The 26,598-nt window shown below is 36.8% G+C and carries 25 protein-coding genes; 23 read left to right on the forward strand and 2 right to left on the reverse strand.

What is annotated here, in order from left to right; all coding sequences use genetic code 11:
* Positions 1 to 33 precede the first annotated feature (33 nt).
* From KFZ58_RS09185 to glnA, 14 genes are all read left to right on the forward strand, one after another.
* Positions 34 to 294: a stage V sporulation protein S gene (locus KFZ58_RS09185; RefSeq protein WP_222642009.1), complete on the forward strand. Its 261-nt coding sequence runs from the start codon at positions 34 to 36 to the stop codon at positions 292 to 294.
* A gap of 180 nt (positions 295 to 474) precedes the next feature.
* Positions 475 to 2,043, forward strand: a complete 1,569-nt coding sequence (miaB, locus tag KFZ58_RS09190) for a tRNA (N6-isopentenyl adenosine(37)-C2)-methylthiotransferase MiaB (RefSeq protein WP_235794498.1) — start codon at positions 475 to 477, stop codon at positions 2,041 to 2,043.
* A 1-nt stretch (position 2,044) separates the two neighbouring features.
* A complete protein-coding gene (locus KFZ58_RS09195; protein ID WP_235794499.1) occupies positions 2,045 to 2,473 on the forward strand; it encodes a YlbF/YmcA family competence regulator in 429 nt (142 codons plus the stop codon).
* 162 nt (positions 2,474 to 2,635) lie between these two features.
* Entirely contained in the window at positions 2,636 to 3,199 is a 564-nt protein-coding gene (cotE, locus tag KFZ58_RS09200; RefSeq protein WP_235794500.1) for an outer spore coat protein CotE, read from the forward strand.
* 106 nt (positions 3,200 to 3,305) lie between these two features.
* Positions 3,306 to 5,882, forward strand: coding sequence for a DNA mismatch repair protein MutS (gene mutS, locus KFZ58_RS09205; RefSeq protein ID WP_235794501.1), 2,577 nt, complete (start codon positions 3,306 to 3,308; stop codon positions 5,880 to 5,882).
* A gap of 44 nt (positions 5,883 to 5,926) precedes the next feature.
* Positions 5,927 to 7,750 carry a DNA mismatch repair endonuclease MutL gene (gene mutL / locus KFZ58_RS09210; RefSeq protein ID WP_235794502.1) on the forward strand — a complete coding sequence of 608 codons (1,824 nt, stop codon included), beginning with the start codon at positions 5,927 to 5,929 and terminating at the stop codon, positions 7,748 to 7,750.
* A gap of 59 nt (positions 7,751 to 7,809) precedes the next feature.
* A complete protein-coding gene (locus KFZ58_RS09215) occupies positions 7,810 to 8,256 on the forward strand; it encodes a Dps family protein (RefSeq protein WP_235794503.1) in 447 nt (148 codons plus the stop codon).
* Between the two features lie 23 nt (positions 8,257 to 8,279).
* Positions 8,280 to 9,215, forward strand: coding sequence for a tRNA (adenosine(37)-N6)-dimethylallyltransferase MiaA (gene miaA, locus KFZ58_RS09220; RefSeq protein ID WP_304956827.1), 936 nt, complete (start codon positions 8,280 to 8,282; stop codon positions 9,213 to 9,215).
* 39 nt (positions 9,216 to 9,254) lie between these two features.
* Positions 9,255 to 9,479, forward strand: a complete 225-nt coding sequence (hfq, locus tag KFZ58_RS09225) for an RNA chaperone Hfq (RefSeq protein WP_222642001.1) — start codon at positions 9,255 to 9,257, stop codon at positions 9,477 to 9,479.
* A gap of 189 nt (positions 9,480 to 9,668) precedes the next feature.
* Entirely contained in the window at positions 9,669 to 10,592 is a 924-nt protein-coding gene (gene spoVK, locus KFZ58_RS09230) for a stage V sporulation protein K (RefSeq protein WP_235794504.1), read from the forward strand.
* A 116-nt stretch (positions 10,593 to 10,708) separates the two neighbouring features.
* Entirely contained in the window at positions 10,709 to 11,935 is a 1,227-nt protein-coding gene (hflX, locus tag KFZ58_RS09235; RefSeq protein ID WP_235794505.1) for a GTPase HflX, read from the forward strand.
* Between the two features lie 15 nt (positions 11,936 to 11,950).
* Positions 11,951 to 13,177 carry a methionine gamma-lyase family protein gene (locus tag KFZ58_RS09240; RefSeq protein WP_235794506.1) on the forward strand — a complete coding sequence of 409 codons (1,227 nt, stop codon included), beginning with the start codon at positions 11,951 to 11,953 and terminating at the stop codon, positions 13,175 to 13,177.
* Positions 13,178 to 13,259: 82 nt separating this feature from the next.
* The gene (locus KFZ58_RS09245; RefSeq protein WP_235794507.1) at positions 13,260 to 13,649 is read left to right on the forward strand and encodes a MerR family transcriptional regulator; all 390 of its coding nucleotides are present in this window, start codon (positions 13,260 to 13,262) and stop codon (positions 13,647 to 13,649) included.
* Between the two features lie 84 nt (positions 13,650 to 13,733).
* On the forward strand, positions 13,734 to 15,071 hold the full coding sequence (gene glnA, locus KFZ58_RS09250; protein WP_235794508.1) for a type I glutamate--ammonia ligase: 1,338 nt from the start codon (positions 13,734 to 13,736) through the stop codon (positions 15,069 to 15,071).
* Positions 15,072 to 15,157: 86 nt separating this feature from the next.
* Here the strand turns inward: glnA and lexA are convergent, their stop codons facing one another.
* Complete coding sequence (gene lexA / locus KFZ58_RS09255; protein WP_235794509.1) at positions 15,158 to 15,781, reverse strand: transcriptional repressor LexA; 624 nt, start codon at positions 15,779 to 15,781, stop codon at positions 15,158 to 15,160.
* Positions 15,782 to 16,063: 282 nt separating this feature from the next.
* On the opposite strand from lexA, the gene KFZ58_RS09260 reads away from it, so the two are divergent.
* The 7 genes from KFZ58_RS09260 (at position 16,064) to KFZ58_RS09290 (ending at position 21,527) form a co-directional block, all read left to right on the forward strand.
* Complete coding sequence (locus KFZ58_RS09260; RefSeq protein ID WP_235794510.1) at positions 16,064 to 16,702, forward strand: YneB family resolvase-like protein; 639 nt, start codon at positions 16,064 to 16,066, stop codon at positions 16,700 to 16,702.
* 89 nt (positions 16,703 to 16,791) lie between these two features.
* Positions 16,792 to 17,025, forward strand: a complete 234-nt coding sequence (locus tag KFZ58_RS09265; protein WP_235794511.1) for a DUF896 domain-containing protein — start codon at positions 16,792 to 16,794, stop codon at positions 17,023 to 17,025.
* Between the two features lie 120 nt (positions 17,026 to 17,145).
* Positions 17,146 to 19,149, forward strand: coding sequence for a transketolase (gene tkt / locus KFZ58_RS09270; RefSeq protein ID WP_235794512.1), 2,004 nt, complete (start codon positions 17,146 to 17,148; stop codon positions 19,147 to 19,149).
* 132 nt (positions 19,150 to 19,281) lie between these two features.
* Positions 19,282 to 19,737, forward strand: a complete 456-nt coding sequence (gene sirA, locus KFZ58_RS09275; RefSeq protein WP_235794513.1) for a sporulation inhibitor of replication protein SirA — start codon at positions 19,282 to 19,284, stop codon at positions 19,735 to 19,737.
* Positions 19,738 to 19,788: 51 nt separating this feature from the next.
* Positions 19,789 to 20,019, forward strand: coding sequence for a YneF family protein (locus tag KFZ58_RS09280; RefSeq protein ID WP_235794514.1), 231 nt, complete (start codon positions 19,789 to 19,791; stop codon positions 20,017 to 20,019).
* A 263-nt stretch (positions 20,020 to 20,282) separates the two neighbouring features.
* Entirely contained in the window at positions 20,283 to 20,987 is a 705-nt protein-coding gene (locus KFZ58_RS09285; RefSeq protein ID WP_235794515.1) for a cytochrome c biogenesis CcdA family protein, read from the forward strand.
* 72 nt (positions 20,988 to 21,059) lie between these two features.
* Positions 21,060 to 21,527 carry a CcdC family protein gene (locus KFZ58_RS09290; RefSeq protein WP_235794516.1) on the forward strand — a complete coding sequence of 156 codons (468 nt, stop codon included), beginning with the start codon at positions 21,060 to 21,062 and terminating at the stop codon, positions 21,525 to 21,527.
* Between the two features lie 43 nt (positions 21,528 to 21,570).
* Here the strand turns inward: KFZ58_RS09290 and KFZ58_RS09295 are convergent, their stop codons facing one another.
* Positions 21,571 to 22,038, reverse strand: a complete 468-nt coding sequence (locus KFZ58_RS09295) for a DUF2621 family protein (protein ID WP_235794517.1) — start codon at positions 22,036 to 22,038, stop codon at positions 21,571 to 21,573.
* A gap of 303 nt (positions 22,039 to 22,341) precedes the next feature.
* Between KFZ58_RS09295 and KFZ58_RS09300 the strand changes: the two genes are divergently transcribed.
* Together KFZ58_RS09300 and acnA are read left to right on the forward strand one after the other, a co-directional pair.
* Positions 22,342 to 23,466 carry an ATP-binding protein gene (locus tag KFZ58_RS09300; protein WP_235794518.1) on the forward strand — a complete coding sequence of 375 codons (1,125 nt, stop codon included), beginning with the start codon at positions 22,342 to 22,344 and terminating at the stop codon, positions 23,464 to 23,466.
* Between the two features lie 269 nt (positions 23,467 to 23,735).
* A complete protein-coding gene (gene acnA, locus KFZ58_RS09305) occupies positions 23,736 to 26,450 on the forward strand; it encodes an aconitate hydratase AcnA (RefSeq protein WP_235794519.1) in 2,715 nt (904 codons plus the stop codon).
* Positions 26,451 to 26,598 lie beyond the last annotated feature (148 nt).

Below are 26,598 nucleotides of genomic sequence, written 5' to 3' on the forward strand. Positions count from 1 at the left end.
GAACTACATTAGTAAATGAAGGAGGTACTAGTAATGGACGTATTAAAGGTTTCAGCTAAATCAAATCCAAATTCAGTAGCAGGCGCACTTGCAAATGTATTACGTGAAAATGGTTCAGCGGAGATGCAGGCGATTGGTGCTGGTGCATTAAACCAGTCCGTTAAGGCGGTAGCTATAGCGAGAGGGTTTGTAGCACCAAGTGGAGTCGATTTAATTTGTATACCGGCATTTACCGATATTATGATCGATAATGAAGAAAGAACAGCGATTAAGTTAATTGTAGAACCTAGATAAATGTAAATGGAATAACTAGTGTTACGCTTAGCGCGTAGCACTATTTTTTAATCTTCCTGTTTATATGTGGGAGATTTTTTATTTGCGCTTACTTAGGATGTATTGTTTAATTTATATATAGCCTTTATACTGAATGAGTCGGGTATATGTTAATTTCTATAAAAAGAAAGGAAATTCGTTATGAATGAACAACAGCGAAAAGAACAGTCGCAAATAAAGCAGGTAAATTCCGCGGACATAAAATCCGGCCAGGATAAGCCACTAAATGAGAAAACAAGCGCGGATTTTGCGAAGTATTTCGAGACAACCTATGAACCACCGAATTTAAATAAAGCACGTAAACGCGGTCGGGATAAGGTAAATGTTCACTACGACTTTGGGATTCCTGAAGATATGGAAAACATAGGTAAAGGGAAAAAGTTCTTAATACGTACATATGGCTGTCAAATGAATGAACATGATACAGAAGTGATGGCTGGTATTCTAACGGAAATGGGTTATGAGGCAACTTTCGATACCAATGAAGCGGACATTATTTTATTAAACACATGTGCGATCAGAGAAAATGCGGAAAATAAAGTGTTCGGCGAAATCGGCCACTTAAAACCGCTAAAGCTAGAAAACCCGGATTTAATTTTAGGTGTTTGCGGCTGTATGTCACAAGAAGAATCTGTCGTAAATAAAATTTTGGAGAAGCACCAGCATGTTGATCTTATTTTTGGAACGCATAATATTCACCGTCTGCCGCATTTAGTAAAGGAAGCTATGTTTGGCAAAGAGAAGATTGTTGAGGTGTGGTCCAAAGAGGGAGATATTATTGAAAACCTTCCAAAAGCCCGCAAAGGCAAAATTAAGGCATGGGTTAATATTATGTATGGCTGTGACAAATTCTGTACCTACTGTATCGTGCCAATGACACGAGGGAAAGAGCGTAGCCGCAAACCGGAGGATATTATCCAGGAGATCCGCCATTTGGCTGCACAAGGCTATCAAGAGGTTACATTACTTGGACAGAATGTGAATGCATATGGAAAAGACTTTGAAGAGATGACTTATGGTCTGGGTGATTTAATGGATGATATTCACAAAATCGATATACCAAGAGTTCGTTTTACAACATCACATCCAAGGGACTTTGATGATCGTTTAATTGAAGTATTAGCTCAAGGCGGCAATCTCCTTGACCATATCCACTTGCCGGTACAGTCAGGAAGTAGTGAAGTGCTTAAACGTATGAATCGTAAATATACACGGGAAGACTATTTAGAATTAGTCCGCAAAATTCGTAAAGCCATTCCAAATGCAACGCTCACAACAGACATCATCGTTGGGTTCCCAAACGAAACAGAAGAACAATTTGAGGAGACGATGACATTGGTGGAGGAAGTTGGCTTTGAGGCAGCCTTTACATTCATTTATTCACCGCGTGATGGTACACCGGCTGCACGAAAAAAAGATGATGTGCCTGAAGATGTGAAGAAACAGCGTCTGTACCGTTTGAATGAACTTGTGAACAAACAATCTGCGACGTCCATGAAAACGTATAATGAAGCGGTCGTTCAAGTGCTTGTCGAAGGAGAAAGTAAAAAGAATCCTGATGTTCTTGCAGGATATACGTCAAAGAATAAACTTGTAAACTTCAAAGGACCTAAATCATCGATTGGAAAAATTGTTGATGTTAAAATTACAGAGTCCAAAACATGGTCATTAAATGGTATAATGGTAGAAACTACAGCAGAGGTGAACTAATATGGCCGAATATACAAGAGCCCAAGTACTGGAAGAGGCTAAAAAATTAGCAGATATGCTTGCAAGTACAGAAGAAATCGATCGCTTTAAACAAGTGGAAGCTAAGATAAATGATAATAAAAAAGTGCAGCAATTAATTAAAAAAATAAAGACACTGCAAAAACAAGCGGTAAACTTTCAAGCATATGAAAAAAAAGAAGCATTGAAAAAAGTAGAGGCTGAAATTGATCGGCTTCAAGAAGAAATTGATGGTATTCCAGTGGTACAGGAATTTAAGGAAACACAGGTTGTCGTAAATGATGTATTACAATTAGTATCCGGCACGATCGCCAGAGAAGTTACCAATAATGTAATTGAGTCAACTGGCGGCGATATTCTTGCAGGTGAAACAGGTTCCAAAGCAAAAAACAGCACACCAAGCGCCCATTAGAATAGTATAACCAGGTAGGAAGATATATCTTTTCTTACCTGGTTTTTTTACGTAACCTAAGCTCTAAAATTTTACCTTTCCATGCTTTTAAAAATTAGCTATGCACTTTAGGTATTTGTCTTGCATAAAATGACAATGAAAAAAGAGGAGGTAAAAGTAGTTATGACTTTTCTTGAAAAAGACTATAGAGAAATCATTACAAAAGCTGTTTGTGGCAAGGGACGGAAGTTTACGCAAGCCAGCCATTCCATCGCACCATCACATCGGCCATCAAGTATTTTGGGGTGCTGGGTGATCAATCATTTATATAATGCCAAGAAAAAATCAGAAGATAAAGTGGAAATCAATGGCAGCTATGACATAAATATTTGGTATTCGTATAATGACAATACGAAAACAGAGGTAGTTACAGAAAGAGTGACCTATAGTGATATTATTCCACTTTCTGTCATGGATGATAACTGCATCAATGATGAATATGATGTTATCGCCAAAGTAATTCAACAACCAAATTGCCTGGAGTGCAAAATTGCCAATAAAGGACAGAAAATTTCCGTTGAAATTGAAAGGGAATTTGTCGTGCAAGTCCTCGGCGAAACGAAGATAAGTGTTAAGGTTAATCCAAAGTGGGATAAAGACGGTGAAGATGATGACGGTTGGGATTTCGAATTAACCGATGATGAATTAAGTGATGTGGAACCTGATTTTCTAAATAAAAAAGATTAACTAGATTACGAGGGAGAAACTTCCTCGTAATTTTTCTTTCTCGATTATCCTGTTTGGTGTATGGTATAATTATATGAGTATATATTGGCTTTATGGAGGGTTAATTATGGCAAAACATACACCAATGATGGAGCAATATTTGAAAATTAAAGCAGAACATAAGGATACCTTCCTGTTTTTTCGCTTAGGTGATTTTTATGAAATGTTCTTTGATGATGCAATAATAGCTGCAAGGGAACTGGAAATCACACTTACACAACGGGATCCCGGACAAAAGGAGCCGATTCCAATGTGTGGGGTGCCTTATCATTCAGCAAAAAATTACATAAAAATTTTAATAGAAAAAGGCTATAAAGTAGCTATATGTGAACAGGTAGAAGATCCAAAGGAAGTAAAAGGTGTCGTGAAAAGAGAAGTCGTGCAGCTGATTACGCCCGGAACGGTTATGGAAAGTAATATGCTAAGTGATGGTGAAAATAATTACATCGCTAGTCTTTCTCATTTTAACGATGGCTCCTACGTCATTGTCTACAATGATTTATCTACAGGGGAGAATCGCATTGCCCTTATTACAAATGGCTGGGACGGGGTTATACATGAATTATACAATCAACCGATCAGAGAAATAGTTATTTCTTCCAACTTACCTCAAAATTTACAGGAGCAATTACGTGATCGAATACAAGTAACGTTATCCTATCAGGATGAGGTTACATTCAGTGCGGAGTTTCGCACTATAAGTGAAAATTTAAATGATGAACGCTTAATGCAAGCATTTAGCCGCTTGTTGAACTATATACAACACACTCAAAAAAGGTCGCTTGATCACCTGCAGCAAGCAGAAGTAATTGAATTAAACGATTACTTGTCGCTTGATATGTATTCCAAGCGCAATCTTGAATTAACAGAAACGATACGTAAGAAGGGTAAGCATGGCAGTTTATTATGGGTGCTTGATAAAACAGTTACAGCTATGGGGGCTCGAATGCTTAAAAAGTGGCTGGAACGCCCTTTATTGAACCAAGATCAGATCGAACAACGACTTGAAATTGTGGAAGGATTTTATCAAGGTTTCATGGAGCGGGATGAGTTACGGGAAACATTAAAATCAGTCTATGATCTGGAGCGTCTTGCAGGTCGAATTGCTTTTGGGAATGTGAATGCACGTGATCTTATCCAATTAAAACAATCGCTTCAACGAATTCCTGAATTAAAATCAATATTGACACAATTTGGCAATGATGAAATCAATCTTCTAGCTGAAGATCTCCATGTTCCCGAACATATAGTAGATCTATTGCATGAAAGCTTAGTAGATGAACCTCCCGCATCCATTAAAGAAGGTTCGCTTATGAAGGATGGCTATAACGAGAAGCTCGATACGTATCGAGATGCTTCGAGAAATGGAAAACAATGGATTGCTCAGCTGGAACAAAAGGAGAAGCAGGAAACAGGTATTAAGTCACTTAAAATAGGTTATAATCGTGTGTTTGGTTACTATATTGAAGTAACAAAGGCAAATTTGCATCTTTTGCCTGAAGGAAGATATGATCGAAAACAGACATTAACAAATGCGGAACGTTATATTACCTCCGAGTTAAAGGAAAAAGAACAGCTTATATTAGAAGCGGAGGAAAAGAGTGTAGACCTGGAATACAACCTATTTATCGAAATCCGTGAACAAATGAAGGAACATATTCCCAGCCTCCAACATCTGGCGGATGCAGTCAGTGCAATCGACGTATTACAGGCATTTGCAACCGTAAGTGAGGCGAATAATTATAAGCGCCCTACATTTGTAAATAATGAATTATCCATTAAGAATGGCCGTCATCCAGTGATTGAACAGGTTATGAAAGAAGAGTCATTTGTTCCAAACGATATTTCCTTGAATAACGACAAAAATATATTGTTAATAACCGGCCCGAATATGTCAGGAAAAAGCACATACATGCGTCAGCTAGCATTAACAGTGATTATGGGACAAGTCGGCTGCTTTGTACCAAGCGACGAGGCAGAACTCATTATATTTGATCAAATTTTTACAAGAATTGGGGCTGCGGATGACCTGGTTTCAGGGCAAAGCACATTTATGGTAGAAATGCTTGAGGCAAATCATGCGATTGCTAATGCGACAGACAGGAGCTTAATTTTACTTGATGAAATCGGACGTGGGACAAGCACGTATGATGGGATGGCGCTGGCTCAAGCAATTGTAGAATATATTCACAATAACATCCATGCCAAAACGCTTTTTTCTACGCATTATCATGAGTTAACGGCACTGGAAGAAACCTTATCGAATTTGAAGAATATTCATGTCCGTGCAGAGGAACATGAAGGGAATGTGGTGTTCTTACATCAAATTAAAGAAGGTGCTGCAGATGAAAGTTATGGTATTCATGTAGCGAAACTGGCAGATCTACCGCAAGTGTTAATTGAGAGAGCTAGTTCCATTTTGCAGCAATTCGAAAGCAATGATAAGCCTAAACCTGAGACTGAAAAAATAGAGTCTGGTCAACTTTCCTTTTTTGTTGAGGAAAAGAAGCCTACTAAGAAGGAAAAACTATCTTCTCCCAATGAAAAAGTCATAAATAATTTAAACCAGTTGAATTTATTTGAAATGACACCATTAGAAGCAATGAATACATTGTATAAGCTACAAAAAGAGGTTAAAAAGTAGTTTTAGTGGAAGTTCAAAAAGTCTTATAAGAAAGGATTGTTTGCATGGAAATTGTACAAATGCCTGATAAGTTAGCTAATAAAATAGCAGCTGGTGAAGTAGTTGAGAGACCTGCATCCGTTGTGAAAGAATTAGTTGAAAACAGTATTGATGCAAACAGTACATGGATTAAAGTTGAAATTTCTGAAGCGGGGCTAGAGCAAATTAAAATAACGGATGACGGAAACGGCATGTCTGAACAAGATGGTGAAAGAGCGTTTTTACCACATGCTACGAGTAAAATAAAAGATGAGAACGACTTATTTCATGTAAAAACACTGGGTTTTCGCGGAGAAGCACTTGCAAGTATTGCCTCTGTTAGCCGATTGACTATCAGAACCTCCCAAGGGGACGGCGCTGGTACGTTGTTATACCTGGAAGGTGGAAGTATTATAGAAAAAGCAAAGAGTGACGCTCGTAAAGGTTCTGAGATTATGGTTGAAGATCTATTTTATAATACACCTGCACGTTTAAAATATATGAAAAGTATTCATACAGAGCTTGGACACATTACAGATCTTCTTAATCGATTAGCATTAGCTCATCCTGATATCAGATTTGAAGCAACACATAACGGCAAGGGTTTATTTAAAACGGCAGGTACCGGTGATGTCCTGCAGGTTATTTCACAGGTTTACGGAATGAATACAGCGAGAAAAATGTTGCCAGTTAATCAGGAAACACTTGATTTTTCCATCGACGGTTATATCGGTAAACCGGAAGTGACAAGAGCATCACGATCCTATATTTCTACCATTATTAATGGTCGGTATATAAAAAGCATCCCATTAACCAAAGCAATTATGCAGGGGTATCACACCTTATTGCCAATCGGGCGTTCGCCGATTGTCGTACTTGCTATTCGGATGGATCCTGTATTAGTAGATGTTAATGTACACCCGACAAAACTCGAGGTGCGTTTTAGTAAAGAAAAAGAATTATTTGCAGCAGTTGAAGAGATGATTAAAAGAAAATTTCGTGAGAATACTTTAATTCCGGATATACAACAAAAGCCAGTAAAGCGGGAAAAGTCTGAGCAGCATACAATGCAATTTGAGGAGACAACTAAACCGGTACAATGGAGTTTAGGGACACAAATTCATGAACCACAACCTGAATTAGCTAGTAAAGAGCAACGTGATTTTGAAATGCCAACCAGGGAATCTAGCTCTGCCAGTAAGGTGGTTGACGACACACCACCCCCACAAGAAGTAACAAACAATCAAGAGGAGAAGGTAAATAAACAACGTATTCCTGCAATGTATCCAATTGGCCAAGCCCAGGGAACCTATATTATAGCTCAAAATGAAAATGGTCTATATATGATTGATCAGCATGCTGCCCAGGAAAGAATTAAATATGAATTTTTCAAGAAAAAATTGGGTGAAACAAATAATGAGTTACAGGAATTGCTACTTCCACTAACATTTGAATTTTCCAAGCAGGAATCTATTTTTATTGAGCAATATAAAAATGAATTTGAAAAAGCAGGGTTATTCTTGGAATCTTTTGGCCACCAAACCTATGTAATCCGTTCACATCCGAGCTGGTTTCCAAAAGGTTTTGAAGAAGAGGTCATCCGGGAAATGATTGAACAGATTATGCAGGATGAAAAAGTTAACGTAGAAAATATAAGGGAAGATGCAGCGATTTTAATGTCCTGCAAACGCTCCATTAAAGCGAATCATTATTTGAATCAGGATGATATGTTTCGATTATTGGAAGATTTAAGAAAATCAGTTGATCCATTTACATGTCCGCATGGCAGGCCCATAATTATCCATTTTTCTTCTTATGATCTTGAAAAAATGTTCAAACGTGTGATGTAATGGCGTATAAATTATCTGTACCTCGTTAAAGCTATTAAAAATGCAAAAAGAGGTGTCTTATGGATAATCAAAAGGTCATTAACTTTCTGAATCAACAAGTATCAAATTACTTTGTCATGTATGTGAAATTACATCGATATCACTGGTTTGTTCAAGGAAGACATTTCTTTCAATTACATGAAACGTTTGAAGAAATGTATCAAACGTTTGCAGCTGATCTTGATGAAATTGCAGAACGAATTTTAATGATTGATGGAAAACCACTGGCAACAATGAGTAAATTTTTGAAAGAGACGACATTAAAAGAAGCGAACGCAGATGATAAAGAAGATGAAATGATTGCCCAATTGACTCAGGACTATGAACAAATCATTTCAGAAATCAAAGATGGAATGAGCCTTGCAGAAGAAGGGAAAGATGAACCAACTGTTGATATGCTAATTTCACTGCAGGCAAAACTTGAAAAATATATTTGGATGCTTAAAGCATATCGCGCATATGAATAAAAGAATGATCAAGGGGAATACTGATGAAAAAAACTGTAATTGCGATCGTTGGACCAACTGCAGTAGGTAAAACCAAATTAAGTATTGAAATTGCAAAACGATTTAATGGTGAAATTATCAGTGGTGATTCCATGCAGGTGTATAGAGGTTTGGATATTGGTACCGCAAAGATATCCGAGGATGAAATGCAGGGAACTCCTCACTATATGATAGATATAAAGGATCCGGATGAAGATTTTTCTGCAGCGGATTTTCAATATTATGTTCAATCGTATATAGACGAAGTTTCCTCCCATAACAAAGTTCCAGTTATTGTTGGAGGTAGTGGCTTATATATTCAGGCCGCATTATACAATTATAATTTCTCCAAGCAGAGAAGAAATGATGTTATAACCAAACGGTTAGAAAACGAGATGGAAAATGATGGGGTCATGCCACTATACAATCGTTTAAAAGAAATTGACCCAAAAGAGGCTGCTAAAATTCATCCGAATAACCATCGACGAGTTATTCGGGCATTGGAAATCTATGAAATGACTGGATTAACAAAGACGGAGTATCAGCAGGAGCAAAAGCTTGAGTCACCATACAACCTAATTTTAATAGGACTAGAGATGGATAGAAAGATGCTATATGATCGAATTAATCATCGTATTGATGCAATGATAGCGAATGGGCTAGTAGACGAAGTAAATCGTTTATATAACCAAGGCTTTATAGACTGCCCATCTATGAAGGCAATTGGTTATAAAGAGTTTGTACCATACATAAAAGAAGAGCAAAGTCTTGAACGTTCCATTGAATTATTAAAACGTAATTCTAGAAGATATGCCAAACGTCAATATACTTGGTTTAAAAATAAAATGGATATTAGATGGTATAGAATAACGCCAGATACAATTGATGAAAGATATCAAATGATTTTAAACGATTTAGCAGGAATTTTAAAAAATAGATAGAATTATATATAATATAGATAGAAAAGAGGAGGAAGTGCCATGGCTCAAACGGCGAATGTTCAAGATCAATATTTAAATCAACTGAGGAAAAACCATATCCCAGTTACCTTATTTCTCACAAACGGATTCCAATTACGAGGAATTGTTAAAGCATTTGACAATTTTACTGTCGTATTGGAGACGGATGGGAAGCAACAACTAATTTATAAACATGCGATTTCCACATTTTCACCTGTCAAAAATGTTTCCCTTGAAAAAGAATAAGTAAGTCAAAAGCGGTCGCTCATCAAGCGCCCGTTTTTTCATAATGAAGTCTTCTGTTTTTGTCAATTTCTACTAATCTGACCTCTTATTTCTGGCACCCTAGAAAACGCGGCCAATGTGTTTCTTAACTAGGCGTTTGTCACAACTTTTTATTTGCAGCGTATACTGTTTTGAATAAGGAGTGATGGCATGGAGACACAAATGATAAGGAATAGAAACGGGCAAATTAATATCGTATTACATGATAAAAAAGAAGTAAAAATCGAAAATAACGATCATGTTCACTATATTGATAATAGCCCGTTTACGCATATCGACCAAGAATTCTCATCATTTGTCGCGATGAATGAATTAAAACGAACGGTCAAGGAAATTTATGCCACTATCATTATTAATGAGAAACGTAAACAAGTAGGACTTACAGGAACAAAACAAGTGCTTCACATGCTTTTTAAAGGAAATCCCGGTACAGGTAAAACAACAGTTGCAAGAAAGCTTGCAAAAATATACTTTGAGATGAATCTATTGTCAAAAGGACATTTTATCGAAGCAGAAAGAGCTGATTTGGTAGGTGAGTATATCGGTCAAACGGCACAGAAAACACGTGCTATTATTCAAAAATCAATGGGCGGGATATTATTTATCGATGAAGCGTATTCACTAGCCCGTGGTGGGGAAAAAGATTTTGGTAAAGAAGCCATTGATACATTGGTGAAACATATGGAAGATAACCATAATGATTTTGTTTTAATATTAGCAGGGTACCCAAATGAAATGGAACGGTTTTTAACCTTAAATCCCGGGCTCAGATCCAGGTTTCCATTTATATTGGATTTTCAGAATTATGAGGTCGACCAATTAATGGATATCGCAAAGCAAATGGCTTCAGAGAGAGAATACAAGTTTACAAAGAAAGCGGAATGGGAATTAAAAACCCAGTTATATAAAAAGACAGCAGAAATGAAACGGAATTTTTCAAATGCGCGTTATGTACGTAACGTAATCGAAAACGCCATCAGAAAACATGCAGTTAGATTATTGACGAAAGAACAAATCTCTACTGAAGATTTAATACTGTTAACGGATAAGGACTTATATTCAGATGACTTTTAAAAATCCTTAAAGAGCCAATGGATTTTGTACTAATTTTTCATTATTTGATATGATAAAAATATGTAATTAAAGGTATACTGTTTTTACTAGTGCATTACAGAAAGAGGTTGGCATACATGTCTGGAGAGAAAGTACTGATTATAGCTGTTAAAAATAAGGAACAAAATGATTTACGATTCCACTATTCACTGGAAGAATTGATATCATTGAGTAATACAGCGGGTGGTGAGGTTAAAAAAGTTATTACGCAAAATCGTAGCCGTATTCACTCTAAAACATATTTAGGTGAAGGTAAAATAGATGAAATTAAACAGGAGATAGATGAACTGGATATTGATTTAGTTATATCCAATGACGAATTAACGCCTGGCCAATTACGAAATTTAAGTGATCGCTTTGAAGTTCGATTAATTGATCGAAGTCAACTAATTTTAGATATTTTTGCACAACGAGCCCGGACAAAAGAAGGGAAACTTCAAGTAGAACTTGCTCAATTAGAATATATGCTCCCAAGGCTTCACGGTCAAGGTCGCGCTATGTCCCGCCTCGGTGCAGGGATTGGTACTAGAGGGCCGGGGGAAACAAAACTGGAAACAGATCAACGTCATATCAGGCGTAGAATATACGATCTAAAACGCCGGTTGAAATTAGTTGTCAGACAACGGCACCAATACCGCCAAAGAAGAAAGACAAATGATGTCTTTCAAATTGCTATTGTAGGTTATACAAACGCGGGAAAGTCCACGCTGTTTAACAGGATGACCAACAGTCGTTCATTGGAGGAAAATCAGTTATTTGCGACGCTTGATCCATTAACACGGGAGATACAGCTACCTTCTGGCTTCCACACCTTAATTACAGATACAGTTGGATTTCTTCAGGATTTGCCTACATCGCTGATCGCATCCTTTCGATCAACCTTAGAGGAAGTAGCAGAAGCAGATTTCTTAATTCATGTTGTAGATGCCGCGCATCCGGATCAGGAAAAACAACAGGACATTGTCAATAAACAACTAGAGGAATTGGATGCCGGAAGTATACCCATGCTTACAGTCTATAATAAAAAAGATTTAGTCAAGGATGGTTTTATACCTTTGAACCATCCATATATTTTTATAAGTGCATATGAACCAACCGATTTGAATTTGCTTTATGAGAAGATAGAAGCTATTTTAAAGGAACAATGGGATAGATATACACTAAATTTAGACCCAGACGAGGGCAAAATACTTCATCGTCTGGATCAGGAGTCAATTGTAACAGAGAAATATTTCGATGAGGAAGCTAATCAATTTATTGTAAAAGGATTTATGAGAGAAGAACATCCATTGAATAGACTTTAAGGGAGAAATGCAGCAGTGATTGAACAATTGATAAACCAAGCAGAAGATGATTGCAACTTGCAGCATAAAGAAATTAATTCGATTGTAGAAATAAATCAACAACGCGTACTCGATTCGTTTAAAAAGAATCTCATCAGTGATAGCCATTTTAATTCAACAACAGGATATGGCTATGATGATCTGGGGCGTGAGGGTTTAGAGGCGGTTTATGCGGATGTGTTTGGCGGAGAAGATGCATTAGTAAGACCGCAGTTAGTTTCTGGAACACACGCCATAGCCACAACCTTATTTGGTCTACTACGACCAGGAGACGAATTACTTTATATTACTGGAAAGCCCTATGACACATTAGAAGAAGTCATAGGAAAAAGAGGGAATAATGCAGGTTCTTTGAAGGATTTTAATATTACATACAATGAAGTTAGTTTAAAGGAGGATGGTACCGTTAATTTCGATGCTGTTAAAAAAGCCATTTCCAATAAAACAAAGGTCATTGGCATTCAACGGTCAAAAGGGTATGAAGCTCGACCATCATTTTTAATAGATGAAATTGAACAAATGGTTAAATTTATCAAAGAGATAAACGAAGATGTGATTGTATTTGTAGACAACTGTTATGGTGAATTTGTTGAAGTGAATGAGCCCTTGCATGTTGGTGCAGATATTATTGCAGGCTCCCTAATTAAAAACCCGGGCGGGGGCATTGTTCGGGCAGGGGGTTATATTGTTGGACAAGCAGATCTTGTTCTTCAATGTGCCAACAGATTAACTGCCCCTGGTTTGGGAAAGGAAACCGGTGCAACATTAAATTCGCTTCAAGAGATGTATCAGGGATTCTTTTTAGCACCTCACATAGTGGGTGAAGCACTAAAAGGTGCCGTATTTACATCACGCTTTTTGGAATTGATTGGTTATACAACTACACCGGATTTCGGGGCAAAGCGGACGGATCTGATTCAATCTGTTACATTCACAAATCCAGAAGAAATGATAGCATTCTGTCAGGCGATTCAGCAAAATTCTCCAATAAACTCTTTTGTAACACCATATCCAAGTGAAATGCCGGGCTACAAGGATGATGTTATTATGGCGGCAGGGACATTTATACAAGGGTCAAGTATCGAGTTATCAGCTGATGGACCTGTTAGAGAGCCTTATACTGCCTTTGTTCAAGGTGGCCTTACATATGCACATGTAAAAATCGCCTTAATTGAATCTGTAAGACAACTATTAAGATATTGATGTAAGGAATTCTAACATTTACTTGACATGTTATCTTACGTACAATATACTTATAATTATAAAAGGTTTGGGGGCTCATTAATTGAATGATCAAGATCGTCGTTCGATGCCTTTGTTTGGAATAAGCATTGTTAGAAAACTCACTGAACTGACAGCCAGACAAATAAGATATTATGAAGAGCATCAGTTAATTCATCCTGAACGAACATCAGGAAATCAGCGATTATTTTCGTTTAATGATGTTGATCGGCTCCTGGAGATTAAGGATTTATTAGATAAAGGCCTTAATATAGCGGGGATTAAACTTCTTTTGAAAACAGGGAAGGAACAGGAAGTCGAACAGCCGCATAATTCTGATCTATCTGATAAGAAACTTAGAAAGATACTAAAAAATGATTTAATTGGAGCTGGAAGACATGGAAAAGCAAGCTTAAGACAGGGCGAGTTATCACGTTTTTTTGTTAAACATTAAAAAGTATAGGCGAAACTTGGCCATTAATAAAAGCTTTGTTTCTCTAAATACATACTTTAAATAAAATTAATAGGAGGAGAATGAATGGGAAAGAAACTTTCAAAGAATGAAATTATGAAGCAAATCGAGGAGGAGAACGTACGGTTTATTCGCTTGCAATTTACTGACATGCTTGGGACCATCAAAAATGTGGAGATTCCGTTAAGTCAATTGGATAAAGCGCTGGACAATAAAATGATGTTTGACGGATCTTCTATTGAAGGATTTGTTCGTATCGAAGAATCAGATATGTATTTATACCCCGATTTAGAAACTTTTGTGGTATTTCCATGGACATCGGAGAAGGGGAAAGTAGCACGGTTTATTTGTGATATTTATAACCCTGATGGGACTCCATTTGCTGGTTGCCCGCGGTATAATTTAAAAAGAAATATTAAAAAAATGGAAGAGTTAGGATTTGATGCATTTAACATTGGAACAGAGCCGGAATTCTTTTTATTTAAGTTAGATGAAAACGGAGCTCCTTCATTAGAGCTTAATGATCATGGTGGTTATTTTGATTTAGCACCAACTGACTTAGGGGAAAACTGCCGCAGGGATATCGTGCTCGAATTGGAAGAAATGGGTTTTGAAATTGAAGCATCCCACCATGAGGTAGCACCTGGTCAACATGAGATTGATTTTAAATATGCTGATGCTGTTAAACATGCTGATGATATTCAAACGTTTAAATTAGTTGTACGAACAATAGCCAGAAAACATAATCTACATGCAACATTTATGCCTAAGCCCTTGTTTGGTGTGAATGGATCAGGAATGCATGTAAATATGTCCTTGTTCAAAGATGGTGAAAATGCATTTTATGATACAGATGGCGAGTTGCAATTAAGTGATGTGGCATATCAATTTACTGCTGGTGTTATTAAACATGCTACAAACTTTACAGCTGTTACCAATCCGACGGTAAATTCATATAAAAGATTAGTTCCTGGTTATGAAGCACCGTCTTATGTAGCATGGTCTGCAGCTAATCGAAGCCCATTAGTTCGTGTACCATACTCACGAGGTGTAAGCACCAGAATTGAAGTACGAAGTGTAGATCCTTCCGCTAATCCTTATATGGCTATGGCAGTATTACTTACCGCCGGGTTGGATGGAGTGAAAAATAAATTAACACCACCAAGTTCTGTTGATCGCAATATTTATGTAATGACGAAGGAGGAACGTGAAGAAAATGGCATTAAGGATTTGCCTGCTACATTGATGGGTGCTTTGAATGAATTACAAGAAAGCAACGTAATTGTAGATGCTTTAGGTGAACATTTATTTGAACACTTTGTGGAAGCAAAAGAAATTGAATGGGACATGTTCAGGTCTACTGTGCATCCATGGGAGAGAGAACAGTATTTAACGACTTATTAAAAGCTAGTATATAGATTATAAAAATAAGCTACCTGCTAACACAGGTAGCTTATTTTTCTGCATATTATGTGCTTCGGCTTAACGATCTAATGAATATTACGGTACAACCCAATAACTTTACCTAGGATTGTTACATTTTCATAGATTAATGGATCCATGGTTGCGTTTTCCGGTTGTAAGCGTATATGGTCCGTTTCTTTAAAGAAACGTTTTACGGTTGCTTCATTTTCTTCGGTCATCGCAACAACAATATCACTGTTTTGTGCGGTGTTTTGTTGTTTAACAATTACCATGTCGCCATCTAAAATTCCCGCTTCAATCATGCTTTCGCCATCAATAACAAGTACAAATAAATTATCATCCGGCCCAGCGCTTGAACTTGGTAATGGAATGAATTCTTCAATATTCTCGACCGCTGTGATAGGAAGTCCTGCAGTTACTTTACCAATCAATGGAGCATACCGTGCTTCCTCTCTTGGAATAGAACTATCTTCTGATAGATTTAGCACTTCAATTGCTCTAGGTTTTGTCGGATCTCTTCTAATATAGCCTTTTTCTTCTATTCTAGCAAGATGGCCGTGCACTGTAGAGCTTGAAGCAAGTCCAACTGCAACAGCTATTTCGCGTACAGATGGCGGATAACCCTTTTTACTTACCTCATTTTTAATGTAATCGAGTATCATTTGTTGCCTTTTGGATAATTTAGTCATCCAGCTAACACCTCTCACATAATATTTATTAATGATAGTTTATCACTATATTTTAAAAAACGCAAACGTTCGTTCGAAATTTCTTGACAGGACCATGTGTTCGTGTAATACTGTATATAACGACGAACAAAAGTTCCTAAAATTAATGGGGAGGCATTATAATATGTTTGAAAAAATCACAAAAACAGATGTATTTTACTTAGTTGCTTTTGGATTGACTTTAGCATTTTTATATTTTGCAATGGTAACAAGTGGATAATTTCAAATTAAGGGGTAATCAACGTGAAAGCTATTATATATTGTCGTGTTAGTACAAATAAAACAGAACAGGAAACATCGTTAGCCAGACAAAAGCAGGAACTAACAAATCTGGCAAAGCGCTACAACTTTCCTATCATAAAATGTATAGAAGAACAGATGAGCGGATATGAGATTGATCGAGATGGTATTTTTCAAATGCTTGATTATTTTTCCACAGGAGCAGCAGATTGCCTATTGATACAAGATGAAACAAGATTAGGCCGCGGTAATACAAAAATCGCATTATTTCATCAGCTGCAAAAATTAAATATTTCTATCTATACCGTTATTCATGATGGAGAGCTGGAAGTATCTGAATCAGACTCAATGGTATTACAGATCGTTGGCGTTGTGGAAGAATACCAACGTAAGATTCATAATACAAAAATCAAAAGAGGAATGAGAAAAGCAATCAAGGAAGGGTATGATCCGAGACGTAATCTGTCTAATTACGATAAAGCGCCGGGAAGAGAAAGAATTCCTTTTCCAATTGAAGAAGTGGTGCGTTTAAGGCGTAATAACTTAACATTTGAAGAAATTGCAAGTACGCTTAATGGCATGGGATATTCTGTATCTAAGGCCACTGTACACCGAAGATATCAAGAGTTTCATAAAACTTGATAACCATATGCAGGAATAGTAATATAAAGAACGCAGGAATAATATATAATTCTGCCTTGTTGATATAGATGTAATGGAGGTAATTCCAAATGCTGTCAAAAGAAAAAATAGACCGTATAAATCAACTATCGAAAAAATCAAAAATGGAAGGTTTAACTGATAAAGAAAAAGAGGAACAAACAGCACTTCGCAAAGAATACCTGCAAAGTGTTCGTGGTTCATTTAAAAATCAACTTAAAAGCATGAAGGTAATAGATCCAGAGGGTAAAGACGTTACGCCTGAGAAAGCAAGGGATCTACAAGAAAGAAACAAAAAACATTAGCTGATTTTTAACATGTTTGCAAATACGTCTTCGTTTTACTTGTGAGGAGATTTATTTAGTTATAGAATAAAGGATGGGTAGAAGACTTATTTGCCTTTAAATGTGAAAGGAGTATACAATATGTCGAATAACATCGAACAACAATCAATCAACACAATCCGCACATTATCTATTGATGCAATAGAAAACGCGAGTTCAGGTCACCCTGGCCTCCCTATGGGAGCTGCACCAATGGCTTATACGTTATGGACGGATTTTATGAATCACAATCCAAAGAACTCCAAATGGTTTAATAGAGATCGGTTTGTTCTTTCAGCAGGTCATGGCTCAATGCTTTTATACAGTTTACTTCACTTATCCGGCTATGATGTTACTATCGATGATTTAAAAGGTTTTCGTCAGTGGGGTTCTAAAACTCCTGGACATCCGGAAGTGCATCACACAGATGGCGTAGAAGCTACAACTGGACCACTTGGTCAGGGGATTGGCATGTCAGTTGGCATGGCGATGGCTGAAGCACATCTTGCAGCCAAATTTAATAAAGAAGATATATCTATTGTTGATCATCATACATACGCTATCGTGAGTGATGGTGATTTAATGGAAGGAATTTCTCATGAAGCTGCATCTTTAGCAGGGCATCTCGGTTTAGGTAAATTAATTGCACTATACGATTCAAATGATATTTCACTAGATGGTGATTTAGATCGTTCATTTTCCGATAATACCGAACAACGTTTTAAAGCATATGGCTGGCAGGTCATTCGTGTAGAAGATGGTAACAATATAAATGATATAAGAAATGCAATAAAGTCAGCACAAGAAAATACGGATCAACCTACATTAATTGAGGTTAAAACAGTTATTGGGTACGGATCACCGAATAAATCAGCTTCTGCCGCGTCACATGGAGCACCACTTGGTGAAGATGAAGTAAAATTAACAAAAGAGTATTACAAATGGACACATGATGATTTCCATGTACCTGAAGAAGTATATTCTGATTTCAATGAAAAAATCGGTAACCAGGGTGCAGAGGCAGAGCAAAACTGGAATACACTTTTAGCAAAATATGAGTCAGATTATCCTGAACTTGCAGGTGACCTGGAACTAGCCATAAAAGGTGAGCTCCCTGCAGATTGGGAGAAGGAATTACCAGTGTTTGAACCTGAAAAAGATACGCTCGCGACGAGAGCATCTTCTGGTAAAGTTTTAAATGCAATAGCTAAAACAATCCCGAATTTATTTGGAGGGAGTGCAGATTTAGCTGGTTCTAATAAGACAACCATTAATGATGAAGATGATTTCACGCGCAAGAACCATGCAGGCAGAAATATATGGTTTGGTGTTCGCGAACATGGTATGGCTGCAGCGTTGAATGGTATGGCCTTACATGGTGGATTAAATGTTTATGCGGGTACTTTCTTTGTATTTAGTGACTATTTAAAACCATCACTACGCCTATCATCCATTATGAATGCACCCGTTACTTATGTTTTTACACATGATTCGATCGCAGTCGGTGAAGATGGTCCGACACACGAACCGATTGAGCATTTGGCAGCCTTACGTGCAATTCCTGGTTTTTCACTTATTCGGCCGGCAGATGCAAATGAAACACAGGCAGCTTGGAGATTATCTTTGGAATCCAAAGATCAGCCAACCGGATTAGTGTTAACCAGACAAAATCTTCCCACTTTAGAAGGAACTAAGGAAAAAGCTTATGAAGGTGTTAAAAAAGGTGCATACGTAATAAGCGATTCTGAAAAAGAAACTCCGGATGCACTATTACTGGCAACCGGATCAGAAGTTCAATTAGCTGTAGCGTCACAAAAAGCACTGAAGGAAAAAAATATTGATGTAAGAGTTGTCAGTATGCCTTCATGGGATCGCTTTAATGCTCAGGCTGAAGCATATAAAAACGAGGTGATACCACCTCATATAAAAAGTCGCTTAGCAATTGAAATGGCTTCCCCATTTGGCTGGGAACGCTATGTTGGTGATCATGGTAAGATACTAGGTATTGATACATTTGGCGCTTCTGCAAATGGAGATAAAGTTGTTGAAGAATATGGTTTCACAGTAGATAATGTCATTCAGTATGTAGAATCATTAATCAAATAAAATTAGTCAGATGGCTCCAGTCAACGGAGCCATCTTTTATTTATTCGACAAAACTAGTGTAAAACAGCACCATAAAATGACACTATTTAGGAGTAGAATACGTATAATAGGTTGTAAAAGGGGGAATCTACAATGTATGAGTATTCTATTTTTTGGATAAAAGAAGATGTTGCCAAACACTATTTTTATAAAAGTGGCATTTTATATCGTTTTATGAGAGACTATCAAAAAAATCAGAATAGGGCAGATCTGAAAATACAACATGACTATATTATCAATCGTTTTCCTAAAAATATATTGATCTCTCATATTAAAAGATATTGTCGTGAAAATTATATTGTATTTCAATTGGAAAGATCACACATTCAGTTACATAAAAACAAACAGTTAATTTCTTTACATATCAGTGAAAAACATTTAAAATTTCGATGTGAAACATTAGAGGATGCAGAGGAGTTTCTATTTCCTATGCTAAGGCAATTTCAACCCATTCTTTTTATAATAGGTAATAACATAGAAAATTATGGTTGGATTTCACCGATCCCATATAGTGGAAACTATTATAGTGAACAAGTGTTGTATTCTTAACTCGAATTTACTATACTATATGAGGGACAACACGAAGGAGGAAAGCTTGACATGAACACAATATGGGTTGTACTTATAGCTATAGCAGCATTAATCGCTGGTGTTGCTCTTGGATTTTTTATTGCCAGAAAATATATGATGAACTACCTAAAAAAGAATCCGCCAATTAATGAGCAAATGCTTCGTACATTAATGATGCAAATGGGACAAAAGCCATCTCAGAAAAAAATTAACCAAATGATGCGTTCCATGGAGAATCAGAATCAATCCGGTAAAAAGTAGCGCAATTATACACTATTTGGTAGATAAGAAAGTATAAAACTTTCTTATCTGCATATTGCGGGCTTTGACTTCGCCGTAAAAGCTTGGCAAAGCCGAGTTTTCTAATAAATTTGCACAATAGCCCCTTTGCTGTTTCGGAAATAGTAAAGGGGGTCTTTGTTCATTAGACGTTTTTACAAGAGTCAGGTAATTGTCAAAAACATTCGCTTTTTTTAAGTTCTCTTCTGGTAAAATAAAAGAAGCAAATGTTAGGGGGGATTTAAATGTCCGAAATTAATATCTTCATTGCCTTTGGCGCGGGATTTTTATCATTTATATCACCGTGTGTATTACCTCTTTATCCTGCCTTTTTATCCTATATAACAGGTATGAGTGTAAACGAATTAAAAGAAGATAATAGGAAAGTGAATAAAAAAGCTTTAATGCATACAATTTTCTTCCTGATCGGGTTTTCAAGTATTTTTATTATGCTTGGTTTTACTACATCTTTTATCTCAGAGTTTTTAATAACATACCAGGATGTTATCAGGCAAATAGGTGCGATTGTCATTATTTTCTTTGGTCTTGTTATCGTTGGGGTTTTCAATTTTGAATTTCTAATGAAGGACAGAAAGATTACATTTAAAAATCGTCCAGCAGGGTTTGTGGGTTCTTTCTTTATTGGTATGGCCTTTTCCTTGGGATGGACGCCATGTATGGGACCTATTCTTGCTATCGTACTCTCATTAGCTGCGACTAATCCTGACATTGGTATGATTATGATGGTTAGTTACATATTAGGGTTTTCCATTCCATTCCTCGTATTATCTTTCTTTGTTGGAAAGTTAAAATGGATTCGGAAACATAGTGCTCGATTAGTAAAAATCGGTGGCTATATTATGATATTTATGGGAATTGCACTATTCTTTGACTGGATGACAAAATTAACCGCCTATTTAGCAGGATGGTTTGGATTTATGGGCTTTTAATGGACTTTTAAACTGTCTTGTACTATGATTAAATTGATTATATGCAGCTGGTTTAGGGAGAGTGTGATCCGTATGTTTTGGTTAGTTGCAAGTACCGTAGTGGCAGCATTTATGGCTGGTGCTATGATAGTGATGCGGTTAAAAGCTGCAAAAAAGCCAGCATCCATAAAAAAAATTATCTTGCCACCATTGTTTATGAGTACCGGAGCCTTCATGTTTATTTTTCCAGTGTTCCAGATTAGATGGGTACAGGTTCTAGAAGCTTTGGCTGTGGGAATTATTTGCTCCATCTTTCTCATTAAAACATCTAAATTTGAAATCCGTGATCAGGATATTTATTTAATTCCATCTAAGGCTTTTGCCTTTATACTGGTTGGTCTATTACTTTTTAGAATCATTTTCAAGTTGGCTATCGGAAGCACAATATCTCTGGGACAGACTAGTGGGATGTTCTTTATTCTTGCTTTCGGTATGATTGTTACATGGCGACTGTCAATGTTGTATAAGTTTGTACAACTTGAAAAGAATCTAAATTATTAATACATAATAATGCGCCTGGACCGTTTGGTTTAGGCGCATTCGTTTATTTCTTATAGTAACGTTCCCGCCAATTGGTGGAGTAATCGGACTGTGACTGTTCAAAAAAGGGTTCATATGGAGTCACATCAATATTTTTTTGTTTGAGCTTTTTTCTTAGAAATTTATGATCTCTTTTTGGAGTGGCTATAATATATCCTTCAATCAATATATCCTGTGTAATTTTACCCTGTTGTTTCTTTAATGCTACTTCACCTATTTTACTTGCAATTTTATGTCTTGCCACATCCCTAAACAATTCTGGGACGGGGGAAATTAGTTCTTCCAGTAGTGTTTTTTCATTTTCCTCCCACATATGTCTTGTTTGTTCCATGTAATATTCTTCCCAGTCCATATTGGATTTACCATCTTCTTTTGGCAGCTTTTTTAAGAACTTACGAAACATGAAGAAACCGCCAATTCCCATCAGCGCTATCATAATAAATCCCCATAATACAATTAAATAGTCGACCATTTCTGACACCCCCTATTTCTTATTTATCGAGGAATGATATATTAGCTTTTTTTAAATTTAACACTCAAAGCAATTTATTTTTCATCGTCTTTATAGTACTATTACTAATAATTAGGTGTTAATGTAATAAACAATCTACTATTTATTATTATAATAGGACTATCACGTACAAACAAGCGTCATATTACTGTATAATTTATCATATAATCAAAAAGAGAAAAATCTATTGTTAAACATGAATACATTTTTAACAGAGAAAATGCAGATAGGATGTCTAAATATATGATACGAGGGGGAGACATGTTGGAATTTGAAGATTATAATCCGATTGATAGAAAAAACAAACAAACGTCTAACATTTTAAATCAGAAACAAGATGGTGACATTTTTTCTGATTTATCAACACTGCCTTCTAATATGCTCTCATGGATTGAACATAATAAAAATGAAATTATAACCGTATGGGATCAATATGGAAAGGTGCTTTATATTTCCAAATCAATTGAAAGATTGTTAGGATACAATTCGACTGATTTGGAAGATTTAGTATGGCATGAAAAAATCTCACCGGAAGATGTTACATACATAATACGAAATTTTAATCAACATATAGTTACGCCTCAAACCTTTACTATTAATATTTTAAATAAGCAAGGAAAGTATATTTGGTCAGAGTGTACGATTGCAAAGATGCCAGATGAGGAAAATGATAGAATATGTTATATTGCCACAGTTAAAGATATTACGGATAAAAAAGAAGCAGAAGAAATGATGATACGTTCCGAGAAAATGTCTATAGCAGGACAACTTGCTGCAGGGATAGCACATGAAATTCGAAATCCGCTCACGTCCTTAAAAGGTTTCCTGCAATTAATGCAAGCAGGAGTGAAGGGAAATGAGCAATACTATAAAATTATGTTGGATGAAATAGAGAAAATGGAATCGATTACCTCTGAATTACTATTTATATCAAAACCGCTAACAGAAACAATGAAAAGTGAATCTATGGATGAAATGATCAATGATGTTATCGTATTACTGAGGGCACAAGCAAATGTAAAGAACATCAACATTGAATACGAAGATACATATAAAGGTTTTATTCATTGTGACCGCTCACAAATAAAACAGGTTTTAATTAATTTAGTTAAAAATGCGATTGAATCGATGGATTATAGTGGAACTATTCGACTGGCAACAACATATACTCAGACGCAGGTTATATTAAGTATTAGTGATGAGGGTTCAGGTATACCGGATGAAATAATTCACAAATTGGGTGAGCCATTCTTTACGACGAAGGAAAATGGAACAGGGTTAGGGCTCATGATATCAAAACAAATATTAAAACATCATGATGCAACATTAGGAATAGAACAAAACAGACATAAGGGGAGCACCTTTCGAATCAGTTTCTCCATAGCTTAATATAACTAACCATTTTTAGTTATAGTTTTTAATATAACCTTAACTTATTACTACAAATAAGTTTTTTGTATAGGTTAACTTACTTAAATCAATTGTTTTATCCGACAAATTGATTTAAGATATATAGAGTAGAAATATTTTTTGTATTCTTTCATAATAAAGATATGAAATTTAGAATGAAAAACCTTTTGCTATTTGTTACCAGTTTCATAGAAAAATATGAATTGGGGTAATGGAGCAAAAATACGATGGAGAGGGGATTAAACCATATGAGTAATGCGTTCAATGCTAAAAGACAATTTGACTTACATGGAAAAACGTATAACTATTATGAATTAAAAGCGCTGGAAGAAGCTGGCTTGGGTAAAGTGTCACGGTTGCCATTTTCTGTTCGTGTCCTTTTAGAATCGCTAGTTCGCCAGCATGACGGTCATCAAATTAAAGACGAGCATGTACAAGGATTATCAAAATGGGGTACAAAAGAAGGCAAGGATTCAGATGTTCCATTTAAACCTTCACGTGTTATTTTACAGGATTTTACTGGAGTTCCTGCAGTAGTTGACCTTGCATCATTACGTAAGGCTATGGTGGATATGGGCGGTGAACCTGATAAAATAAATCCCGAAGTACCGGTTGATTTAGTAATCGATCATTCTGTACAAGTGGATCAATATGGAACGCCTAATGCACTTCAGGCAAATATGGATTTGGAATTTGAGCGAAATGCGGAGCGTTATGAATTTCTAAACTGGGCGCAAAAGGCGTTTGATAACTATCGTGCCGTACCACCGGCAACAGGTATTGTGCACCAGGTAAATCTGGAATACATTGCAAACGTTGTCCATGGTATAGAGAACGAAGATGGAGAGTATGATGCATACCCTGACACACTTATGGGAACAGACTCTCATACGACGATGATCAATGGTCTTGGCGTACTAGGTTGGGGTGTTGGTGGTATAGAAGCGGAAGCAGGAATGCTTGGCCAGCCATCCTTTTTCCCTGCACCTGAAGTAATTGGTGTCAAATTTACAGGGAGTTTCCCAAATGGAACAACAGCTACTGATTTAGCGTTAAAAGTAACTCAAGTCCTGCGTGAAAAGAATGTTGTTGGTAAATTTGTGGAATACTTCGGCCCGGGCCTGCAGGATATGCCACTTGCGGACCGTGCCACCATTTCAAACATGGCACCTGAATATGGAGCGACTTGCGGATTTTTCCCTGTGGACCAAGAATCATTGAATTACCTTCACTTAACAGGCCGTAATCAAGAGCAAATTGATTTAGTAGAACAATACTGTAAACTAAATGATCTTTGGTATTCACCGGAGCAAGCAGATCCTGAATACTCAGAGGTGGTAGAAATAAATCTTTCGGAACTAGAACCAAATCTTTCCGGACCGAAACGTCCACAAGATTTAATTGCTCTTTCCGATATGAAAAAAGAATTCAATAAATCGATTACTGCACCAGAAGGTAATCAAGGCTTCGGTATGGATAAATCCGAGTTTGACAAAGAGGTAACAGTTGAACATCCAAACAAGAATACTTCTGTGATGAAAACAGGTGCACTTGCGATTGCAGCAATTACGTCTTGTACGAACACATCCAATCCTTATGTTATGTTGGGTGCCGGATTACTTGCCAAAAATGCTATCGCAAAAGGATTGGAAGTTCCAGACTATGTAAAAACATCCTTAGCTCCAGGTTCCAAAGTCGTTACACGTTACTTAGAAGATTCCGGATTAATGCCATACCTCAATCAATTAGGATTTAACCTAGTAGGCTATGGTTGTACAACATGTATCGGTAACTCTGGACCACTAAGACCTGAAATAGAAAAGGCCATTGTTGATAATGATTTGACAGTTTCATCTGTATTGTCCGGTAACCGTAACTTTGAGGGTCGTATTCACCCATTAGTGAAAGCTAACTACTTAGCTTCTCCACCACTCGTTGTTGCATATGCTTTGGCAGGTACCGTTGATGTTGATTTAACCAAAGAGGCGCTTGGTACAGATAAAGATGGAAATGCTGTTTATATGCAGGATATTTGGCCTACAATGGAAGAAATTAAAGAACAGGTAAACAGTGTTGTTAAGCCGGAAATCTTCCGAAAAGAATATGAAAATGTTTTTGATTCCAATCAAAGATGGAATGAAATTGACACAACAGATGAGCCTTTATTTGAATGGGATAGCGAATCAACCTATATTCAAAATCCGCCATTTTTCGAGGAATTATCAGAAGAACCAGGCTCTGTTAACGCCCTGAACAACCTGCGTGCGATCGGGAAATTTGGTGATTCAGTAACAACAGACCATATTTCTCCTGCAGGGGCAATTGCAAAAGATATGCCGGCAGGTCAGCATCTGCAGGAAAAGGGAGTTTCACCTCGAAACTTCAACTCTTATGGTTCACGTCGTGGTAATCATGAAATTATGATGCGTGGTACATTTGCTAATATACGTATTCGTAACTTATTGGCACCAGGAACAGAAGGCGGTTATACAACATATTGGCCTACGGAAGAGATAATGCCAATTTATGATGCTGCAATGAAATACCAACAGGAGGGTACCGGATTACTCGTTATGGGTGGCAAAGATTACGGAATGGGCTCATCACGTGATTGGGCAGCTAAAGGTACAAATCTGTTAGGTATTAAAACAGTTATTGCTGAAAGTTTCGAACGTATTCATCGTTCAAACCTGGTAATGATGGGGATACTCCCATTACAGTTTGAAAAAGGAGAAAGCGCGGAGAAATTAGGCTTAACCGGTAAAGAGACCTTTGATGTTGAAATTGACGAGTCGGTTAGCTCAAATGACTTAGTAAACGTCACTGCCGTTGATGAAAATGGGAAAACAACTGAATTTAAAGCTGTCGCCCGTTTTGATAGTGATGTGGAAGTCGATTATTACCGTCATGGTGGTATATTACCAATGGTGTTACGTGATAAATTAAAAGTCGCGGTAAACTAAAATAGATAAATGAATTAATCCAGCCCTTACATACTTCATGTGAGGGCTATTTATTTGGCATAAATGAACTTTTTCTGAACAATGGTGGCATTTTCTTTACAAATGATCGATATAGACATACCATTTAAAGTATAGAATATAGTAATGT

The sequence above is a fragment of the Virgibacillus sp. NKC19-16 genome, assembly GCF_021560035.1.
Taxonomy (GTDB): domain Bacteria; phylum Bacillota; class Bacilli; order Bacillales; family Amphibacillaceae; genus Virgibacillus_L; species Virgibacillus_L salidurans.

Bases quoted from the DNA above. Each gene is read 5' to 3' on its own strand.
- KFZ58_RS09185 (WP_222642009.1), top strand. From the start codon at position 34: ATGGACGTATTAAAGGTTTCAGCTAAATCAAATCCAAATTCAGTAGCA.
- miaB (WP_235794498.1), top strand. From the start codon at position 475: ATGAATGAACAACAGCGAAAAGAACAGTCGCAAATAAAGCAGGTAAAT.
- KFZ58_RS09195 (WP_235794499.1), top strand. From the start codon at position 2,045: ATGGCCGAATATACAAGAGCCCAAGTACTGGAAGAGGCTAAAAAATTA.
- cotE (WP_235794500.1), top strand. From the start codon at position 2,636: ATGACTTTTCTTGAAAAAGACTATAGAGAAATCATTACAAAAGCTGTT.
- mutS (WP_235794501.1), top strand. From the start codon at position 3,306: ATGGCAAAACATACACCAATGATGGAGCAATATTTGAAAATTAAAGCA.
- mutL (WP_235794502.1), top strand. From the start codon at position 5,927: ATGGAAATTGTACAAATGCCTGATAAGTTAGCTAATAAAATAGCAGCT.
- KFZ58_RS09215 (WP_235794503.1), top strand. From the start codon at position 7,810: ATGGATAATCAAAAGGTCATTAACTTTCTGAATCAACAAGTATCAAAT.
- miaA (WP_304956827.1), top strand. From the start codon at position 8,280: ATGAAAAAAACTGTAATTGCGATCGTTGGACCAACTGCAGTAGGTAAA.
- hfq (WP_222642001.1), top strand. From the start codon at position 9,255: ATGGCTCAAACGGCGAATGTTCAAGATCAATATTTAAATCAACTGAGG.
- spoVK (WP_235794504.1), top strand. From the start codon at position 9,669: ATGGAGACACAAATGATAAGGAATAGAAACGGGCAAATTAATATCGTA.
- hflX (WP_235794505.1), top strand. From the start codon at position 10,709: ATGTCTGGAGAGAAAGTACTGATTATAGCTGTTAAAAATAAGGAACAA.
- glnA (WP_235794508.1), top strand. From the start codon at position 13,734: ATGGGAAAGAAACTTTCAAAGAATGAAATTATGAAGCAAATCGAGGAG.
- lexA (WP_235794509.1), bottom strand. From the start codon at position 15,781: ATGACTAAATTATCCAAAAGGCAACAAATGATACTCGATTACATTAAA.
- KFZ58_RS09265 (WP_235794511.1), top strand. From the start codon at position 16,792: ATGCTGTCAAAAGAAAAAATAGACCGTATAAATCAACTATCGAAAAAA.
- tkt (WP_235794512.1), top strand. From the start codon at position 17,146: ATGTCGAATAACATCGAACAACAATCAATCAACACAATCCGCACATTA.
- sirA (WP_235794513.1), top strand. From the start codon at position 19,282: ATGTATGAGTATTCTATTTTTTGGATAAAAGAAGATGTTGCCAAACAC.
- KFZ58_RS09280 (WP_235794514.1), top strand. From the start codon at position 19,789: ATGAACACAATATGGGTTGTACTTATAGCTATAGCAGCATTAATCGCT.
- KFZ58_RS09285 (WP_235794515.1), top strand. From the start codon at position 20,283: ATGTCCGAAATTAATATCTTCATTGCCTTTGGCGCGGGATTTTTATCA.
- KFZ58_RS09290 (WP_235794516.1), top strand. From the start codon at position 21,060: ATGTTTTGGTTAGTTGCAAGTACCGTAGTGGCAGCATTTATGGCTGGT.
- KFZ58_RS09295 (WP_235794517.1), bottom strand. From the start codon at position 22,038: ATGGTCGACTATTTAATTGTATTATGGGGATTTATTATGATAGCGCTG.
- acnA (WP_235794519.1), top strand. From the start codon at position 23,736: ATGAGTAATGCGTTCAATGCTAAAAGACAATTTGACTTACATGGAAAA.